General features: G+C 55.3%; 15 protein-coding genes. 11 read left to right on the top strand and 4 right to left on the bottom strand.

Translation table 11 applies throughout. From position 1 onward, the window contains the following. The first annotated feature begins 48 nt into the window (after positions 1-48). The 3 genes from gltB to ACSFXJ_RS20495 all read left to right on the top strand — a co-directional run bounded on the left by gltB (position 49) and on the right by ACSFXJ_RS20495 (position 6,741). Positions 49-4,647 (top strand): glutamate synthase large subunit, encoded by a 4,599-nt coding sequence (gene gltB / locus ACSFXJ_RS20505; RefSeq protein WP_435922209.1) that lies wholly within the window; start codon positions 49-51, stop codon positions 4,645-4,647. Positions 4,648-5,060: 413 nt separating this feature from the next. Continuing rightward, positions 5,061-5,972 (top strand): ABC transporter ATP-binding protein, encoded by a 912-nt coding sequence (locus ACSFXJ_RS20500; RefSeq protein ID WP_435922208.1) that lies wholly within the window; start codon positions 5,061-5,063, stop codon positions 5,970-5,972. Then, positions 5,965-6,741 (top strand): ABC transporter permease, encoded by a 777-nt coding sequence (locus ACSFXJ_RS20495; RefSeq protein WP_435922207.1) that lies wholly within the window; start codon positions 5,965-5,967, stop codon positions 6,739-6,741. Before ACSFXJ_RS20500 ends, ACSFXJ_RS20495 begins: the two co-directional genes overlap by 8 nt. Positions 6,742-6,826: 85 nt before the next feature. Here the strand turns inward: ACSFXJ_RS20495 and ACSFXJ_RS20490 are convergent, their stop codons facing one another. Together ACSFXJ_RS20490 and ACSFXJ_RS20485 are read right to left on the bottom strand one after the other, a co-directional pair. After that, entirely contained in the window at positions 6,827-7,246 is a 420-nt protein-coding gene (locus ACSFXJ_RS20490) for a bactofilin family protein (RefSeq protein ID WP_435922206.1), read from the bottom strand. 35 nt (positions 7,247-7,281) lie between these two features. Then, complete coding sequence (locus ACSFXJ_RS20485) at positions 7,282-8,280, bottom strand: M23 family metallopeptidase (protein WP_435922205.1); 999 nt, start codon at positions 8,278-8,280, stop codon at positions 7,282-7,284. 153 nt (positions 8,281-8,433) lie between these two features. Here ACSFXJ_RS20485 and cls point away from each other — a divergent pair, with 153 nt between their 5' ends. After that, complete coding sequence (cls, locus tag ACSFXJ_RS20480; protein WP_435922204.1) at positions 8,434-9,864, top strand: cardiolipin synthase; 1,431 nt, start codon at positions 8,434-8,436, stop codon at positions 9,862-9,864. Here the strand turns inward: cls and ligD are convergent. Next, positions 9,850-10,740, bottom strand: a complete 891-nt coding sequence (gene ligD, locus ACSFXJ_RS20475) for a non-homologous end-joining DNA ligase (RefSeq protein WP_435922202.1) — start codon at positions 10,738-10,740, stop codon at positions 9,850-9,852. The two genes, cls and ligD, sit on opposite strands and share 15 nt — an antisense overlap. 110 nt (positions 10,741-10,850) lie before the next feature. On the opposite strand from ligD, the gene ACSFXJ_RS20470 reads away from it, so the two are divergent. Then, on the top strand, positions 10,851-11,798 hold the full coding sequence (locus tag ACSFXJ_RS20470; protein ID WP_435922201.1) for an ATP-dependent DNA ligase: 948 nt from the start codon (positions 10,851-10,853) through the stop codon (positions 11,796-11,798). Between the two features lie 18 nt (positions 11,799-11,816). Here the strand turns inward: ACSFXJ_RS20470 and ACSFXJ_RS20465 are convergent, their stop codons facing one another. Beyond that, complete coding sequence (locus ACSFXJ_RS20465) at positions 11,817-12,842, bottom strand: Ku protein (RefSeq protein ID WP_435922200.1); 1,026 nt, start codon at positions 12,840-12,842, stop codon at positions 11,817-11,819. Positions 12,843-13,092: 250 nt separating this feature from the next. Between ACSFXJ_RS20465 and tsaE the strand changes: the two genes are divergently transcribed. The 6 genes from tsaE to ACSFXJ_RS20435 all read left to right on the top strand — a co-directional run bounded on the left by tsaE (position 13,093) and on the right by ACSFXJ_RS20435 (position 17,512). Then, the gene (tsaE, locus tag ACSFXJ_RS20460; protein ID WP_435925821.1) at positions 13,093-13,563 is read left to right on the top strand and encodes a tRNA (adenosine(37)-N6)-threonylcarbamoyltransferase complex ATPase subunit type 1 TsaE; all 471 of its coding nucleotides are present in this window, start codon (positions 13,093-13,095) and stop codon (positions 13,561-13,563) included. Next, positions 13,553-14,410 carry a tRNA (adenosine(37)-N6)-threonylcarbamoyltransferase complex dimerization subunit type 1 TsaB gene (gene tsaB / locus ACSFXJ_RS20455; RefSeq protein WP_435922199.1) on the top strand — a complete coding sequence of 286 codons (858 nt, stop codon included), beginning with the start codon at positions 13,553-13,555 and terminating at the stop codon, positions 14,408-14,410. Before tsaE ends, tsaB begins: the two co-directional genes overlap by 11 nt. Before the next feature lie 14 nt (positions 14,411-14,424). Beyond that, on the top strand, positions 14,425-14,943 hold the full coding sequence (rimI, locus tag ACSFXJ_RS20450; protein ID WP_435922198.1) for a ribosomal protein S18-alanine N-acetyltransferase: 519 nt from the start codon (positions 14,425-14,427) through the stop codon (positions 14,941-14,943). 2 nt (positions 14,944-14,945) lie between these two features. Further along, on the top strand, positions 14,946-15,986 hold the full coding sequence (gene tsaD, locus ACSFXJ_RS20445; protein ID WP_435922197.1) for a tRNA (adenosine(37)-N6)-threonylcarbamoyltransferase complex transferase subunit TsaD: 1,041 nt from the start codon (positions 14,946-14,948) through the stop codon (positions 15,984-15,986). Positions 15,987-16,167: 181 nt separating this feature from the next. Beyond that, complete coding sequence (locus ACSFXJ_RS20440) at positions 16,168-16,383, top strand: hypothetical protein (RefSeq protein ID WP_435922196.1); 216 nt, start codon at positions 16,168-16,170, stop codon at positions 16,381-16,383. Positions 16,384-16,474: 91 nt separating this feature from the next. Then, entirely contained in the window at positions 16,475-17,512 is a 1,038-nt protein-coding gene (locus ACSFXJ_RS20435; RefSeq protein ID WP_435922195.1) for a LacI family DNA-binding transcriptional regulator, read from the top strand. The last annotated feature ends 220 nt before the right edge of the window (positions 17,513-17,732 follow it).

The following is a 17,732-nucleotide window of genomic DNA, read 5'->3' as shown; positions in this document are numbered from 1 at the left end:
GTTTTCCGTTAGAATAAAAATACTATTTAGAGAAAGGTTGCGCTGAAAATGAAACATACGAATCTACCGCCAAAACAGGGACTCTATGATCCCGTTTATGAAAAAGACGCCTGCGGCATGGGGTTCGTCGCTCAAATCAAGGGGCAGGCCTCACATGCGATCGTAGTTCAAGCGCTCACGATGCTGACGAATATGGAGCATCGCGGAGGGCAGGGGAGCGAGCCGAATTCGGGAGACGGAGCAGGTATATTAATACAAATTCCTCATCGATTTTTTGCCGAGGAGGCGAAAGCGGAGGGATACCTTTTGCCGGATGCGGGACAGTACGGGGTGGGGATGCTGTTTTTGCCGCATGATGAAGCGGCGCGCGTCCGCCAGGAAGCGGAGTTATCCCGGATTATCGAAGAGGAAGGGCAGCGGGTCATCGGGTTCCGTACGGTTCCGACTCATGACGATATGCTCGGAAAATCGGCCAAGGCGACGAAGCCATTCGTCCGCCAGGTATTTATCGCCAGAAGCGAGAATCTCAAGACGGATCTGGACTTCGAGCGCAAGCTGTACGTGATCCGCCGGCGCGCGGAAATGACGATCCGGTACGGGGGCGAAGCGGAAGGAGACGCTTTTTACGTGTCCAGCATGTCTTGCCGCAAAGTCGTCTACAAAGGGATGCTCACTACGGAGCAGGTAGGACAGTTTTATCTGGATCTGAACGATGACAGACTGGAATCCGCGATTGCGCTGGTCCACTCCCGGTTTAGCACAAACACGTTCCCAAGCTGGGAACGGGCGCATCCGTACCGTTTCATGATCCATAACGGCGAGATCAATACGCTGCGTGGCAATGTGAACTGGATGCATGCCCGGCAGTCGATGTTCCAATCGGACGTGTTCGGCGATGATCTCGAAAAAGTGTTGCCGGTCATCAATCCGGACGGTTCGGACACGGGGATGTTCGATAACAGCTTTGAATTTCTCTACCTTTCCGGCCGCTCGCTGCCGCACGTGGCCATGATGATGGTTCCTGAACCATGGAACAATCACGGCGAGATGGACGAAGACAAAAAGGCATTTTACGAATACCACAGTTCTCTGATGGAGCCTTGGGACGGACCGGCGGCAATGGGCTTCACCGACGGCATTCAAATCGGGGCGATTCTAGACCGGAACGGCTTGCGTCCTTCCCGCTACTATGTCACCAAGGACGATATTATCGTACTTTCCTCCGAAGTAGGGGTTCTGGATATCCCCGCGGAAAACGTGCTCTACAAGGACCGCTTGCGTCCGGGACGGATGCTCCTGGTGGATACCAAGGAAGGGCGCATTATTTCCGATGAGGAAGTCAAGGCGTCCATTGCGGCGGAAAAGCCGTACCGCAAATGGCTGGATGAGCACCTTGTACCGCTGGAGTCCCTGCCGGAAGCGGAAGTAACGCAGGAAGAACACAGTGATGATTTGTCCGTTCGACAAATGGCATTCGGCTACACGTACGAAGATTTGCGGAAAGTGTTCGAGCCGATGGCGCTGACCGGAGCGGAGGGCATCGTTTCGATGGGGTACGACGCGCCGCTCGCGGTATTGTCGGAACAGCCGCAGCGTCTGTACAACTACTTTAAGCAAATGTTCGCCCAGGTGACGAATCCGCCGATCGACGCCATCCGCGAGGAGCTTGTCACCTCCACGCTGACGCTGATCGGACCGCAGCGGAACCTGCTGAAGCCGGAAGCGGAGAGCTGCCGCCAAATCCGGCTGAAATCTCCGATCTTGTCCGATAAAGATTTCGCCAAGCTGTGCCATATCCGTCGTGAAGGTTTCAGCTCGGTGAAAATTCCGATTCTGTTCCCCGCCGGCGAGGGCGCGGAAGGCTTGCGCCGCTCGCTGGATCAGCTGTGCGAAAACGCGGACCGGCTGATCGAGAGCGGGCACAACATTTTGATCCTGACCGACCGGGACGTTGATGCCGGACATGCCGCGATACCGGCTCTGCTTGCCGTCTCGACGCTGCATCACCATCTGATTCGTCAAAAGTCCCGGACCAAGGTCAGCCTTGTTCTGGAATCCGGCGAACCGCGCGAAGTGCATCATTTCGCGCTGCTGCTCGGATACGGGATCAGCGCGATCAACCCGTACCTGGCGTTCGAGACGCTGGATCATATGATCGGCGAAGGCTTGCTGCGGGGAATTACGCATGAAAAAGCCGTAGCCAATTTCATTAAAGCCGCCACGAAAGGCGTCATCAAAACATTGTCAAAAATGGGGATTTCCACGATTCAGTCTTACCGGGGCGCGCAAATTTTCGAAGCCGTAGGGCTGAAAGAGGATTTTGTCGACCGCTATTTCACCTGGACGCCGTCTCGGATCGGCGGAATCGGGTTGGAAGAAGTCGCCCGGGAGACATTGGCCCATCATTTCCGGGCTTACGCGGACCAAGAAGACAGAGTACTCGACTCGGTCGGGGAATACCAGTGGCGCAGCGGCGGCGAGGAGCACTTGTTCAATCCTCAAACCGTTCACCTGCTGCAGCAGGCGGTCCGTACGGGAGATTACGGCACGTACAAAAAGTTTGCCGCTCTTGCCCAAGGGGAAAGCGAGAAGCATTTGACGCTCCGCTCCCTGCTGGAGCTGAAGCCGGCCGGACCGAAGGTGCCGCTGGAAGAAGTGGAGCCGGTATCGTCGATTATGCGGCGCTTTAAGACCGGCGCAATGTCCTTCGGTTCGATCAGCAAGGAAGCGCACGAAACGATCGCCATCGCCATGAACCGGATCGGAGGAAAAAGCAATACCGGCGAAGGCGGGGAAGATCCGGCCCGCTACATTCCGGACGCGAACGGGGATTTGCGCCGGAGCGCCATCAAGCAGGTCGCTTCGGGACGCTTCGGAGTGACCTCCCACTACCTGGTCAACGCCGACGAAATCCAGATCAAAATGGCGCAAGGCGCAAAGCCGGGGGAAGGCGGCCAGCTTCCGGGCAACAAAGTGTATCCGTGGGTTGCCGAAGTCCGCGGTTCGACGCCGGGGGTCGGCCTGATCTCTCCGCCGCCGCATCACGATATTTACTCGATCGAGGATTTGGCGGAGCTGATTTACGATCTCAAAAATGCGAATCCGCGAGCACGGATCAACGTGAAGCTGGTGGCCGAAGCCGGCGTCGGCACGATCGCGGCCGGAGTGGCCAAAGGGCGGGCGGACGTCATTCTGGTCAGCGGTTACGACGGCGGTACGGGAGCCTCGCCGCAGAGCTCGATCCGACATGCGGGACTGCCTTGGGAGCTCGGGTTGGCCGAGACCCATCAGACGCTGATGCTGAATAATTTGCGCGATCGCGTAGTACTGGAGACGGACGGCAAAATGCTGACCGGACGCGATCTCGCCGTAGCGGCGCTGCTCGGTGCGGAGGAATACGGTTTCTCGACCGCTCCGCTCGTGGCGGTAGGCTGCATTATGATGCGCGTTTGCCAGTTGGACACTTGTCCGGTCGGCGTTGCGACGCAAAATCCGGAGCTGCGCAAAAACTTTACCGGCGATCCGCAGCACGTCGTCAACCTCATGACCTTCGTCGCCGAGGATCTACGCGAATGGATGAGCGAGCTCGGTTTCCGCTCGCTGGACGAGATGATCGGACGTACGGACTGCCTCGATACGTTCAAGGCAGACGATCATTGGAAGAAGAAAGGGATCGATCTTACCTCCCTGCTCTACATGCCGGAGATGCCTGAAGGCAGCAGCCGGTTCTGCACCCGCCAGCAAAACCACGGGCTGGAGGAAACGCTGGATATGACGCGTCTTCTGCCGTTGGCTGCGCCGGCGCTTACGAGCGGCGAAGCCGTGAGCGCGGTGCTGCCGATCACGAACGTGAACCGCGCGACCGGTACGATCCTCGGCAGCGAAGTGACGCGCTTGTACGGCGCGGCCGGACTGCCTGAGGATACGATTACGCTGCGGTTCGAGGGATCGGCAGGCCAGAGCTTGGGTGCCTTCGTACCGAAAGGCATCACCCTCATGGTGGAAGGCGATGCCAATGACTACACCGGCAAAGGGTTGTCCGGCGGCAAAGTGATCGTGAAGCCGTCAGCGAACGCCACGTTTGCGGCCGAAGAAAATGTCATCATCGGAAACACCTCGTTCTACGGGGCTACCGGCGGGGAAGGCTACATTCGCGGCATCGCCGGCGAACGGTTCGCGGTCCGCAACTCCGGCGCGAACATCGTCGTCGAGGGCGTAGGCGACCATGGCTGCGAATATATGACCGGCGGACGCGTCGTCATTCTCGGGGAGACGGGCCGCAATTTTGCGGCAGGGATGTCCGGAGGCATCGCCTATGTTCTGGATTTGCAAGGGAACCTTGCACATCGTTGCAATACCGAGATGGTCCTGCTGGAACGGATTTCGGACCCCGCGGAGGCGGAACAGCTCCGCACGATGATCAGCCGCCACGTACTTTACACGGACAGTGCCGTAGGGCGCCGCGTGCTGGACAATTGGAACGAAACGCTGGGCAAATTCGTCCGCGTCATTCCGAAGGATTACAAACGGATGCTGGAGCAAATCCGCAAGGTCGAAGACGAGGGCTTGAACGGCAACGAAGCCTTGCTCGCCGCGTTCGAAGCGAACAAGCGGGAGCTGGCCCCGTCCGGAAACGGATTGCAGTAATAAATATCATGAGTTGATCATGTTCATCCTGAACCGGTTGTCGCGGGAATCCGCGGCACCGGTTTTTTTATCGCGGCGTTCGTTTTATTGCATTTCTTGTATTTAAAAGTCCTAATATTCTCGGTTGCGCAAAGTTAAGTGTAAACCATGTATTTAAAAAGCCGCTTGTCGTAGGACTCGAGCCGATAATTGCATTTTAAATACCGTGTATACATTTATTTTGTTCCAATGCGTTAATTTTCGTTTTTTTAATACCTAAATTGCAGTTAAATAGGTTGTTGATCATTCCGGAAACTCGGCGGGCCGCAAGACAGCTGAGCCGGCAGGGAAGGCTTAGGCATGTCCTGTCCTGATATGGTAAACTGGAAAAAAACGCCGCTCGATGTGTGCGGAAAAAAGCAGGAGGCATGCTCATGGCACAGGAACCTGTCGTCCGGATTCAGGGCGTCACGAAAAGGATCGGGTCCAAAACGCTGATTGACCGGCTGACGCTCGATATCCCGCCAGGCCAGGTGTACGGTTTTCTGGGACCGAACGGCTCCGGAAAAACGACGACGATCCGCATGATGGTCGGGCTGATGTCGATGACCGAAGGGGATATTCTCGTCGCCGGCTCCAGCATTAAGTCCGATTTCGAACAGGCGATTTCCCACGTGGGGGCGATCGTCGAGAATCCGGAGATGTATAAATTTCTGACCGGGTATCAAAATTTGCTTCATTATGCCAGAATGTCCCCGGGGGTCGACAAGCAAAGAATTACGGAAGCGGTCGAACGCGTGGGACTGCAGCATCGCATTCACGACAAAGTGAAAACGTACTCGCTCGGAATGCGCCAGCGTTTGGGCGTGGCTCAGGCGATCCTTCACCGGCCAAAGCTGCTTGTTCTGGACGAGCCCACAAACGGCCTGGATCCCCAGGGAATCCGCGAACTCCGCGATTATTTGCGCCAGCTGGCCAAGGAAGAGGGGACGACCATATTCGTGTCCAGCCATCTGCTGTCCGAAATGGAGCTGATGTGCGACACGGTCGCGGTTATCCAGCAAGGTCGGCTCATCGATGTCAGGACGCTGAATTCGGAGGAGGCTTCCCGAAACGTGAAGAGGGAAACCGCCTTTGAAGTGGACGATCCGGTAAGGGCGATGGATCTGCTCGGGGAAGGGCGGATCGACGGCGGCAGCCTGATCGTTAACGCCGACCGGGAAGGCGCGGCTGCCGCGAACGCGAAACTGGTTCTGGCGGGGATTTCCGTATACGGGATCCGAGTCGTGACCAGATCGTTGGAAGATCAATTCCTGGAGATGACGGGAGGCGGACATATTGGGTAACTTTTTGCAGCTTGTTCAAAATGAAAACATGAAAATCTACCGCCGGTTGCGGACATGGATCATGTTTGCCATCCTGGTTGCACTTACCGTGCTCTTCGGCGCCCTGTTTTATTTGGGAAGCGAATCGGCGCCGTTGGGGGCATGGGACGCGGTGGATCAACTGTCGCTGCTGTATTTTCTCGTCTCCATCTTTTCCGTGGTCGTGGCATCCGATATCGTGGCGGGAGAATTTACTTGGGGAACGATCAAGCTGCTGCTGATCCGGCCTTGGACCCGCTCCAAAATATTGGCTTCCAAGCTGGTGGCCGTATTGCTGTTTACGCTGGCCATGACGGCGGTTTATCTGGCCGCATCCATGGCCGTATCGTTCCTGCTGTTTCCCGATATCCGGTCCGGTATTTTTGCGGAGGGTTCGTCGCCGTTCGGGTATATCATGGAAAATTTGCTGTACAGCTATATCGACCTGCTGGTCATTACGGTGTTCTCCTTCATGATCTCGGCCGTTTTCCGGTCGGGAGGGATCGCGATCGGTTTGTCGATGTTCATCTTGTTCGCGGGCAACATTTTCACGATGCTTTTCCATCCCGAGCGATATGCCTGGGCCAAATACATGCTGTTCGTCAATATGGATCTCGGCCAATACCGGGGAGGGCAGATCGGTCCCGCTGGCATGACGCTGGGCTTCTCCGCCGCCGTGCTGACGGGGTATGTCGTCCTGTTTCTCGCGATAGCCTGGCTCGCCTTCGGGAAAAGAGACGTAGCGGCCTAGACGCCAAAAACTTTTCATAACCGAAACAAAAAGTTCCCGTTCGCCCCTGAGCGTCCGGGAACTTAATTTTTTGGTTTCACGATCATTACCCCGCTTCAGGACGCGCCGATTTTTTGGAGGATTTCTCCTTGGCTTCTTTGACGGGATGGAGGGCGGGGACCGTGATCTCCATTTGACTGGAACCGTTCAGCAGGCCGCCCTCGACAATGACCAGTTTTGCGACGTTTACGTTTCCTTCGACCTGACCGCTCCCGGTGATCGTGAGCCGGCCTTGACTGACGATATCGCCGATAACTTTTCCGGCAACGACGATGTCGGCGCCTTTAATATTTGACCGAGCCTCGCCCGTTTCTCCAACGACGACCTGCCCGAAACAATCGATTTCGCCCTCGAACTTCCCTTCGATCCTGATGTTTGCGTTGCATTCGAGCTTGCCTTCGGCGGAGCTGCCTTTGCCGATCAAAGTATCCGTCGTGCCGGACGGCATTTTGTTCTCTTTAAACATACGCGATTTCATCCTCCATTGATCTTTGGATTGTACTATTGCAAATAGGGGAGCGGGTCGACCGTTTTGTCCTTTTTGACGATTTCAAAATGCAGATGCGGACCGGTGCTGCGTCCGGTATTGCCAAGACCGCCGATACGCTGGCCTTTGGTGACCGTGTCGCCTTCGGAAACCCCGATTTTGCTGAGGTGCAGGTACCAGCTCTGCAGCCCTCCGGGATGTTCGATGACGATGTATCTTCCATGGGAATTGTCCTTCGCGGTGGTCAACACCTTGCCCGCTCCGGCCGCATAGACGGGATCCCCGATCTTCCCGGCGATGTCGATCCCCGCATGGAAGGAAGCCCGTCCCGTAAAAGGGTCGGTCCGATAGCCGAAGTTCGACGTAATCCGCTTCGATACGGTCGGCCATTCCGTCGGAGTTCCCGAGAGCTTGTATTGCGTTTGCTTGGCCTTTTTCAATGTGGCGGGAACGTGGGACTCCATTTCATCCAGCATTTGGCTCATTGCCGCAAACTGCTCTTGTGTATCCAGAGCCAATTGCTCGATTTCGTTTTCATGAACCGCGATGAATTCTCCGCCGACGCCGAGCAAACCGTCTTCGGCCGGGTCTGCGGGGAGGGAGGTCAGGTTTTCCGCCGCTATGCCGGTCTGTTCTCCGTACTTGTCGATAAATTTCTTCAGTTCGGCTTCCAGCTCGGTGACCCGTTCCATCCGGTCCATCATTTCTTTCGATTGGCCCGACAAGGCGATCACTTCATTTTGAAGACGTTGGATAGCCGCGTCCTTATCGGACACGACCGCTTCAAACCGGAGATTCTGGCTTTGCAGATCGCGCTCCAGCCTTCCGATCGTTTGTCCCGACTGGATCTGCAGACTGATGATCAGACCGGAAATCGATAGTATGGCGATCAGCGGAACGGCAATGACCAGCGGCTTGGACACTTGAAGCTGTTTGACGGGCTGGTTTGCGTCCCTTAGTACGAGCAAGGTCATCCGGCTGGGGTTGGGCAGGCCTGTACTGGCTGTTCTCATGGCATCTCCTTTCCTCTTTAAATTTGAAAGCTTTTATAAATTATCTATTCCTATGTTTCCAAATTCATGTCAAAAAGGTTGAGTGCGATCCGCCTCTCATGAATAAAGTGCTTGCCGTATGGTTAATGCTGATTGAAGGGAAGGGTGAAAAAGATGATATGGCTGGTCGCAATTTTACTTGCTTTTATTTTTCAAATCGCCACGATTCTTCTGTTGGAATTTCGGAAGCCCGATAAAGCGATCGCCTGGATGTTCATTTTGTTCGCGGTCCCGCTCATCGGATTTATTCTCTATTATTTCTTGGCCCAGGATTACAAAAAACGGCGGAAGCTGCGCCGCAGCGGAAGCCGGCTGTTTCAGGAAATGAAGGAGAGGTTGTGGCGGCAAGCCGAAATTGTGGAGTCGATCGGGGAGATGAGCAATCCGCAGTTTGAAGGACAAGAGCGCCTGTTCAACCTGTTGACCCGGATCTCGGAAAGTCCGATTACCGGATGCAATGAGACGAAGGTGTTGAGCAGCGGGGAGGAAGCGTTTGATGCCATGCTCGCGGCCATGGAGAAAGCGAAGGATCATATACATATTCAATTTTATATTTTTAGAGATGACGGGATCGGGAAAAAGTTCAAGGAGATAATGATCCGAAAAGCCCGGGAAGGCGTGACAGTGAGGTTCCTGTGTGACGGGCTGGGCAGCTACCGGTTGCCTGCGTCCTTCGTGCGGGCGCTGAAGGAAGCCGGAGTGGAGGTTTATTTCTTCCTGCCGCCGTTTATCGCGTTTCTGGACCGAAGGGTGAACTTCAGAAACCATCGCAAAATCCTCATCATTGACGGCACGGTCGGTTTTGTCGGCGGATTGAACATTGGAGATGATTATCTCGGGCTCTATAAAAAAATGGGGTACTGGAGGGATACGCATCTACAGATCACGGGGGATGCCGTTTATTTTCTGCAAAATACGTTTCTGGGGGACTGGCGGCTGGCTTCCGGGCAGAAGATCCATGACCCGGACTTGTTTCCGGAACATCATTGCCGGGGGAAGGAACAGGTCCAGGTTTTGTCCAGCGGGCCCGATCAGCATTGGAACGCCCTGCAGGAGATGTGTTTTGGCGCAATGACGTCGGCGAAGCGGAGGATCTGGATCGCCACGCCGTATTTCATCCCGGATCCGGGGATTTACGAGGGGCTGAAAATGGCGGCGGTCAGCGGCGTGGAGGTTATCGTGATCATACCCGGACACGCCGACAGCCGTGTGGTCAAGCTCGCTTCGCTTTCCTACGTAGAGGATCTGCTTAAGGCCGGAGTCCAGTTTTACGAGTATGCCAAAGGTTTTATCCATGCCAAAGTGCTGATCGTGGATGATCTGCTGGCTTCGGTCGGCACCGCGAACATGGATATGCGCAGCTTCTTTTGCAACTTTGAAATGACCGCGGTGATGTTCGATCCGGAACCGATCTCCCGTCTGTCCCGGGATTTTGAACAGGATTTATCCGATTCCCGGCTAATCGTTCCGCAAAAATTTTCACGGCGTCCGCGTCGGCAAAAGCTTGCTGAAATGCTGGCCCGGCTGCTGTCACCTTTGCTTTAAATGCCGCAGAATCAGTTCGACGGACTGAGGGGGCGCGTCTGCAAGCAAATCGCCGCGTTCCTTTAGCCGGTCCGTTATGTTTAGCAGATTGTAGTCGGACGGCGAAGGGCTTTGCCAGACCTCCTCCCAGGTAAGCGGAGTCGAGACGCTGGCGGCTTGGCGGGCTCTCGGCGTATACGGGGAAGCCAATGTTTTTCCGCCGTAGTGTTGAAGGTAATCGAAATAGATTTTGTCGCCCCGGTCTTTTTTTAACCGTTCGATCGTAAACAGCCGGGGATGTTTCTCCGTGACATAACGGGCGACGAAATGGCCGATCGCTCGAAGCTCGTCGAACGTGACCCCGTACTCGATCGGGACGATAATCTGGATGCCCGTTGCGCCCGACGTTTTCGGGACCGAAGACAGGCCCAGCGAAGTCAGGATCTCGCCGACATAGGCCGCGGCCTCCATGATCCGGGGTTCCTGATCCAGCGTCGGGTCAAGGTCGATCATCCATTCGCAAGGCAGCTGTTCGCCGATGTAATGGAGGGAAGGGTGGAACTCGATGGCGGCCAGATTGCCAAGCCATATCAAGGTTGGGAGATTGTCCAGCACGACGTAGCGGATCCCTTCGTGTTCGGCGGTCCGGACGAAGGAAGGGAGCGGTTCAGGGGCGTTTTTTTGGTAAAAAAACTTGCCGTGGATTCCTCCCGGATACCGGATCGTGGTGAGCAGCCGTCTCCGGCAGTAGCGAAGCAGGTAAGGCGACAGCTCAGCGAGCTTTTGCAAATAGATCAGCTTCGTAATTCCCGCCTCCGGCCAGAGCAGTTTATCGGGATTGCTGACGGTGATTTCTTCCCCTTCGATAACAATGCTTCCTTTGATGCTGCGAGCCATGGGCGGCACCTTCCTTTCAATTATATCTTTGCCCGAATGACGGAAACTATGATGGTATGGATGAGGAAAGTGAGTTTTCAAAACGACTATCTAAAAGGAGACGGATAGCGATGGATATCAAACCGGTCATCCCGTTCGAGCCGATACGGACCGATAAACTGCCTCAAGGCGACCCGTGGATTGCCCAGGTCAAATGGGATGGGGTGCGGATGCTCACGTATGCTGATGGTCAAGAGGTGCGTCTGATTAACCGGAAAGGGAACGACCGGACCTTGCAGTACCCCGAATTTACGGATACCGGGGCTTACTGCCGTGCCGAATCCTTCGTGCTGGACGGGGAAATGATCGCGATCGCCGGGGGAAGGCCGTCTTTTCACGAGATTATGAAGCGGGACAGCTTGCGGCGGGAGCGCGAGATTCGCTTTGCGGCAACCCGGATTCAAGCGATCTATATGATATTCGATGTTTTGTATTGCAATGGGGAATGGGTCACCGACCGGCCTCTGAGCAGCCGCCAGCAATTGCTGCAGCAAATCGTAACGCCGAATGAACGCGTTCAGCTCGTTCCCAATGTGGCGGATCCCGAAACCTTGTTTGCGGTCATGAAGCAGCAAGGGTGGGAGGGCGTGGTATGCAAGAGGCTGGACAGCGCTTATGCGATCGGCGGCAAGGATGCGCGGTGGATGAAGCGGAAGCTGGCTCATGATTTGTATGCGGTCATCGGCGGGGTGACGTACCGGGACGGAACGGTGAATGCAGTGTTGCTCGGCCTCTATGACGAAGACGGGAGATTCATATATATCGGGCATGCGGGGAGCGGAAAATGGACATTCGCGGAGTGGAGCAGGTTGACGGAAACGGCGCAGCGGCTCCGCATCGCGGACCGTCCGTTTATCAATCAGCCCGAAAGGATCAAAGGGGCGGATTGGGTTAAACCGGAGCTTGTGGTGAAGGTGCAGTTTCTGGAGTGGACCCCCGGCGGTACGATGCGGCATCCGGTCATTCAAGGATGGGCCGACGTATCGCCGGAGGCTTGTACGCTGACGCAGAGCATTTGAGGCTTTACAAACATTTCGTCAGGAGATCGTCTTCTTGGTGCTTTTGCTTGCCGTTTTTCGTTTCGGCTTCGGCACGACCACGGTCTCGGCAACGGCGGTCTCGTCGCTTTCCGCTGCCGGCTTTGTTCTTTTGCGGCCGCCAGTGGCTTTGGCTTTCGCGGCGGGTGCCTCGTCCGCGGAATTCCCGTTCGCGGCTGCCGCCGTTCCGGCGGAGGAAGCGCCGCGCGCCCGCTTGGCCTTGGCCGGTCCGGGATCGGTAGCGATCGCGGCGGGTCCCGGCTTGGCGGCTTCGATGCTGGCCTGAAGGGCGGCCATCAGGTCGATCACATTCGTTTCCGGCTTGGCCGGAGCGAGGCTGATCTCTTCGCCGGCAACCTTTTGCTCGATCAGCTTCAGCAGATTTTCACGGTAATCATCGTTGTATTTTTCCGGTTCGAACGGCGTGGACAACTGCTCGATCAGCAGCTTGGCCATGGATAGCTCTTTGTCGTTCACTTGAAGGTTTTCCGGGAGATTCGGCACTTGGGAGATCGGGCGGATTTCATCCGGAAAAAAGATCGTTTCGACCGCAAGGCATCCTTCCATTACGCGAATAGCGGCGAGACTGCTTTTGGAGCGGATCGCGATCTTGGCGATTCCGATTTTCCCGGATTCCCGCATCGCTTCGAGCAGAAGCTGATAAGCGTTCGACCCGGCCTGGTCGGGGGACAAGTAATACGTCTTCTGAAAATAAATCGGATCAATTTCATGCAAATCGACGAAATCGAGAATCGTAATCGTCTTTTCCGTACGGTCCGAGAGCTGCTCCAACTCCTCTTTTTCAAACAGCACGTATTTTCCTTTCTCATATTCGTAACCCCGGGAAATTTCCTCCCAATTTACATCCGTGTCGCAGGTCGGGCAGCGCCTGACGTAAGAGATCGGGCTGCCGCATTCCTTATGGATATATTTCATCGAAATGTCTTTATCCTCCGTCGCGGAGAACATTTTGACCGGCACGTGGACAAGTCCGAAGCTGATGGCTCCTTTCCATACCGTATGCATGTTTTGCGGCTCCTTTCGGCAGAGGCAGCGAAGAAGCTGCGAATTTGCCGTTTTTTTGTTAGTATAGCCATTTTTCGCCCCTTCTATTACGCGGTTCGCCTGAGAGGATTGTTTGTTGCGGGGGGTGGAACGGACCGATATAATGGGGACATACGCTTTTTTGGGATCACAGGGCATATTCATATGCGAAGAACCTCTTTAAGGAAGGATCAAGATGGACTGGATATTCGACAAAGCCTCTGCGGGCTTTATGCATAAGGCGGAAAATTTGGACGGAACGGACCGGCTCGCGGCTTTTTTGGCGGCGCATTCGGGACCGGGCACCGTCATTGCGTTGGACGGAGATCTCGGTGCGGGAAAGACGGCCTTTTCGCAGTGTTTTGCAAGGCATTTGGGCGTAACCGGTACGGTTAACAGTCCGACTTTTACGCTAATTAAGGAATATCAAGGCAGGCTGCCGTTCTATCATATGGATGTTTATCGTCTCTCTTCGGATGAGGCGGGTGAACTGGGGCTGGATGAGTATTTTTACGGATCCGGCGTCACTTTGGTGGAGTGGGCGAGCTTAATCGAAGATTTGCTTCCGTCCGAAGTGCTGTATATGTACATAGAATCGGCGGAAGGAACGGAACGGAACTTTTATTTGAAGGGCTGCGGACAGCCCTATGAATCCTGGATCGAACGGTTAAGGGAGAATGGAGTCGCATCTTATGAAAAATAATCATCATGAACCACGGCCGCTGCGGCGGCTATTGGCGTTTGACACGTCGACCTCCTCGCTGGCCGTCGCCGTGATGGAAGGCGGCAGATTGCTCGCGGAGAAAAATATTCACGCCGAACGCAATCATTCGGCGTACCTGGTCAGCGCGATCGGCGAGGCGCTCTCGGCGGCCGGCATCGCCAAATCGGAGCTGGACGGCATCGCCGTCGGCGTCGGCCCCGGTTCATACACCGGGGCCCGGATCGCGGTGACCACGGCGAAAACGCTGGCCTGGAGTCTCGGATTGCCGGTGTACGGCGTATCGAGCCTCGAGGCGCGTGCGCTTGGCGGCTTTGCGCGCGGAAGCGGATTTGACCTTGCCGCGTTAGGCGCTGCGGCGGCAAGCGAGGCGGCGGGCGTGGCCGCAACGTCCGCGGAAGAAGCAGGCGCGGGCAACGCCGTGCACTGGATCGTTCCGCTGGTCGACGCGCGCCGCGGACAAGCGTATACCGCGCTGTTCGCCGCGGAAGCCGGGCGGATGCCCGAGCGGATGGAGCCGGACGCGATCCGGCTGATGGCGGACTGGACGGCGGAACTCGCCGTCCTGCTTGATGGGCTCGAGCCGAAGGATCGCCCGGCCGGCCTGTGGTTTGTCGGCGAAACGGCGCTGCACGCGCCCGTGGCCGAGACGCTTCGCCCGCTCATGGGCGATGCGCTTCATCTCGTTCCCTACGAGCTTGAGGGAATCGCGGCCGGGCTCGCCGGCATCCGCCGCACGCGGCTGCGAGGCGGCGACGATGTGCATGCGATCGAGCCGAATTACACCCAGCTTGCCGAAGCCGAAGCCAAGCGGTTGCGCGGGCGATAAGGGGGGGGGCGGCAATGGAGCTGGAACAAGAATTTGAAAGCAACCCGGAAGGGATCCGATTCCGGACGATGACGCTGCAGGACGTTCCCGACGTATTGATCATCGAGCATGAGTCATTCACTCTGCCCTGGAGCGAGGAAGCGTTCCGCAATGAAATGACATTGAATCAATTTGCGCGTTATCTGATCATGGAATATGACGGCAAGCCGATCGGCTATTCCGGAATGTGGACGATCGTGGACGAAGCGCATATTACCAATATTGCGGTCAGAACCGCATACCGCGGACGCCATCTGGGCGAACTGCTTTTGCGCAAAATGATGGTTTGGGCCGCACGGCTCGGGATGGAGCGGATGACCCTGGAGGTGCGGGCCACGAACCGGGTCGCGCAGTCGCTTTACGCCAAGCTGGGATTTCTTCCGGCCGGCGTACGAAAGGGCTATTATTCCGATAATCATGAAGATGCCATCATCATGTGGTGCGAGCTCCCCGAGGCAGAGAGCGAAAGCGGCGAAGAGGAAGGAAGCGAATAAAATTGCTGAATCAGGATTGTTATATACTTGCGGTGGAAACGAGCTGCGACGAGACATCGGCCGCCGTGATCAAAAACGGGACCGAGGTGCTGTCGAACCTGATCGCCAGCCAGATCGAGACGCATAAAGCGTTCGGAGGCGTCGTACCCGAGGTCGCTTCCCGCAAGCACGTCGAGAACATTACATTGATGCTCGAGGAAGCGGTGAACCGGGCGGGAATTACGACGGCGGAGCTGTCCGCCGTGGCGGTGACCGAAGGCCCGGGCTTGGTCGGCGCGCTGCTGGTCGGCATAATGGCGGCAAAGAGCCTGGCCTTCGCCTTGGACAAGCCGTTGATCGGAACGCATCATATCGCCGGTCATATTTATGCCAACCGGCTTGTCGGCGACATTCAATATCCTAGCCTGGCCCTGGTTGTATCCGGCGGACATACCGAGCTGGTGCTGATGCGGAGCGAAGGGAATTTTGAACTGATCGGCCGCACGCGGGACGACGCGGTAGGCGAAGCTTACGATAAAGTGGCCCGTGCCCTCGGCTTTCCATATCCGGGGGGGCCGCATGTCGATAAGCTGGCGACGGAATCGGAAGCCTGCGAAGAAATGCCGCGCGCCTGGCTGGAGCCGGACTCCTATGATTTCAGCTTCAGCGGACTTAAATCCGCGGTGCTGAATGCCGTTAACCAGCATAAAATGCGGGGAGAATCGGGATATGAAGCCGCAATCGCCCGCGGATTCCAGGAATCGGTGATCGATGTCGTGGTCGAGAAGGCGATCCGGGCGGTGAAGGAGACCGGCGCGTTGCAGCTGCTGCTCTGCGGCGGCGTTGCCGCCAACCGGGGCTTAAGGTCGTCGCTGACCAAGCGCTGCGAGCGGGAAGGCATTCCCCTTGCGATTCCGCCGATGGCCTACTGTACGGACAATGCCGCCATGATTGGCGCCGCGGCCTATCTCAAATGGAAGCAAGGCGAATTTTCCGGCCTGGACTTGAAGGCCGATCCGTCGCTTTCCCTGGAGTCCTGGTCAGTGGGACAGAGCCAGGGCTAATTTCATACGCTTGAACACCGCCTGTTCGCAAAAAAACGTAAGGTTTATGCGCACCGGCGGCATTGAAGTTAAGGTGCCAGAACAGTCCGGAATAAATTCCGGGCTGTTTTTTTGTTACCGGTTCAGTCGGTATCATGGGACAGTCAATCCGCTTCATATTTTAATCAAAAGGCGGAAGGCGATGATCGTAGTGGAACTTTCCAATAAACGGAGGATCGTATTGTTGGTCATTAAAAGGTCGTCCATTCAAAAGTTTATTGTTATTGACCTCATTTTGGGAACGGGGATTTATTATGTTGCCAAAATCATTTCTTCAAGCGCGATCGTCGCGACGATAGGAAGCATGATCGGAACCGAGGCGGTTAAAAAGTTACGCGGAAAAGATGGCATAACATAAGGTTCGGCAGAATCTGACGTGTTTCGCGATTGAATAGAGTGTATTATAGTATCAATACGAAATACGATAATTTATAAGGGGAAGCAATCCTGTGAAAGTAACGATTAACGATATCGCCAAAGCTGCAAACGTCGCCAAATCCACCGTTTCAAAGGTGTTAAACGATTCGCCCAATATCCCGCACGCAACCAAGGAACGCATCAGGGCCATTATGAGGGAAATGAATTATATTCCCAGCAGCATGGCAACCGGCTTGGCTAAACGGAAATGCAACAATGTGGCCTTGATGATCGACCTTTCGCGGAAGAACGATTTTTTAAACCAATTTTTCTATAATATTATCGGCGGGATCGAGAGCGTGGCCGGCTCGAATGGCTATGATTTGACGATCTGCAACGTGCCTCAGGGGGAGAGCCGCGAATTTCTTCAACGGTATGTGTTAAGCCGGAAGGCGGACGGACTCATTATCGACACTTCCATCCTGGAACAGGAAGCCGCAGACGACTTGTTAAAAACGAAGTTTCCCTTTGTGGTGCTTGGCGCATGGGAAGGGGAGCATCATTTTCCTTGCGTGGACATCGATAACCGGTTAGGCGCGGTAAAAATAACAGAGCATTTGCTGGAACAGGGTTACCGGCGAATCGCCTTTATCGGCGGCCGGAAAAATGAACTATTATTTTTATGGCGCTTTTCCGGTTATTCCGAGGCGCTGCGACGGCAGGGACACGGGGTGAATCCATTATGGAGTTTTCCCGAAGGAAGTACCGAAGAAAGCGGATATGCGGCGGCGGAGGGGATGCTTCAGCTTCCTATAGTTCCGGATGCGATCATTTGCATGAACAACTATGTCGCATTCGGCGCATTGCGATGCCTGAAGGATCACGGGATTTCCGTGCCCGGCGGGATCGGGATCGCCACTTTTGACAATGAGCCTCTAGCGCCTTATACCTCCCCGCCTTTAACAAGCCTTCACATGGATACCTTCGGTCTTGGCGTGAAAGCTGCGGAACTGCTCATGGATCGAATTCAGGATTGCGAACTTGATGCGGCGCCGGAAGAAGGGAAGAAGGGCCTTCAGATATGGATAGAGCCGGAATTGATCGTAAGAGAGTCCAGCGTAATATGTTAAAGCGCATAATAAGCGAAAAATAGGTTCTTCGAATGGATGGTTCGAAGGGCTTATTTTTGTTTTGGGAAAAAGTGCCGAAAGCGAGTGATTATGCGATTCTCTGGAAATTTCATATATTCTAAATTTTGAAAAAACATGAAAATTAAGATTGACCTGAAGGTAGAACAGATGCTATTTTAAGTCTAGGAAACCGGTTCCTCAAATTGGAAAAGCGGATATG

The organism is Paenibacillus salivarius, from assembly GCF_051307165.1.
Taxonomy (GTDB): domain Bacteria; phylum Bacillota; class Bacilli; order Paenibacillales; family Paenibacillaceae; genus Fontibacillus.
This window is presented reverse-complemented; position numbering and strand designations above follow the sequence as displayed.